Genomic DNA, 1,410 nt, shown 5'->3' with positions numbered 1-1,410 from the left:
ATGTCATAGGTAAGATCTTAAGAAATTGAGTTGAAGCTCAATTCATGATCAAATGGTTATTACCACACAAACCACAGAATCAAGAAAAGAGCTTCAAATGAATGCTAACATTTTTATTAATAAGTTAAAAAGTATCCTAAGTGAAAAAAAACTGAACCGACTTGGTAAACAAGTAGCATTTACTAAAAGAGAAAGAAATATTACCGCATTTCATATGGTTGTTAGTCTTGTGGCTGCGCTTGGGGATAAAAAAACGATCTATTTATCCGAAATATTAAGAGTTTATAATCAGCTAACAGGGCAGTCTATTAAGTATAAGCCTTTTCATAACCAGTTAGTTAAACCTGAACTAGCTGAACTAATGCGAGAGGTAACAAATAGAGTTTTTAATTGTTGGATAAATGATGCGCTTAAGTACACGAAAAAAGATTTGTTCAAGTTTGAGAATATTTTAATTCAGGACGGTAGCTCTATTATGCTTCATCGTTCTTTAAAAGATGTTTTTCCTGGGCGATTTTCAAATACGTGTCCAGCAGCGATTGAATTGCATGCTACTTTAAATTTAACGCAAGGTTGCTTTGAAAAAGCAGGTATAACACCAGACAGTTATTCTGAACGTGAAGAACTTCCAACATTTAAAGAGTTGAAAGGACAGTTGTTACTTGCTGATAGAGGGTATTATTCAGGTAGTTATATTCATGAATTAGATAAAGCAGGAGGATTTTACGTATTAAGAGCGAAGGGATTAAAAGCAGTCAGAGTACATAATGCTTTTAAGCAAAATGGACAGGAATTAACAGGAAGTCATTCCCCAAAGTTATGTGAATTGCTCCCCGAATTACCTAAAAATGATCTTATTGATATGAATGTTAGCATAAAAAACAAGCTAACAATAGTCGTTGGGTATTGGTCAAAAAAAGAAAAACAATATACATTTTTAGTCACTAATTTATCTATTGATGAATTTACAGCGACTGAAATAGGCAAATTATATAGGTTACGCTGGCAGGTTGAATTACTTTTTAAGGAGTGTAAGTCTTATAATAATTTACGCGGCTTTCAAACATCAAACGCAACCTTACAAGAGGCGCTAATTTATGTAAGTTTAATAGTAACCACGCTTAAAAGGTTTTTAACTGGCTGTATTGAAAAGATATTCAAAACTGAAATGTCTACAATGACAGTAGCAAAAACAACGGGTGTTTGGTGGATTGGCATATTAACAGCGATTATTAGGAAGCATAGGAAAGGATTGTTAAATGCAGTTAATGCAGCATTTGACTTTCTGAGGAAAAATGCAGCTAGGGCACACCCCAAACGCGATCGAAAAACAGGAGTATTTCAGTATGGGGTAGAGCCAAATTTTTAAGGCTGTACTTAATATTTTTCTTAAGTACCTACCTATGACAT

1 protein-coding gene is annotated in these 1,410 nt (G+C 33.8%); it reads left to right on the top strand.

Annotated elements, in window-relative coordinates; all coding sequences use genetic code 11:
• The first annotated feature begins 97 nt into the window (after positions 1–97).
• On the top strand, positions 98–1,369 hold the full coding sequence (locus I6F42_RS19950; protein ID WP_197153192.1) for an IS4 family transposase: 1,272 nt from the start codon (positions 98–100) through the stop codon (positions 1,367–1,369).
• The last annotated feature ends 41 nt before the right edge of the window (positions 1,370–1,410 follow it).

Origin of the sequence: Pseudoalteromonas sp. SWYJZ12 (genome assembly GCF_015864395.1) — a bacterium.
GTDB classification, from domain to species: Bacteria; Pseudomonadota; Gammaproteobacteria; order Enterobacterales; family Alteromonadaceae; genus Pseudoalteromonas; species Pseudoalteromonas arctica.
Note: the sequence above shows the minus strand (reverse complement) of the source record. Positions and strands in the feature narration are given on the sequence as shown.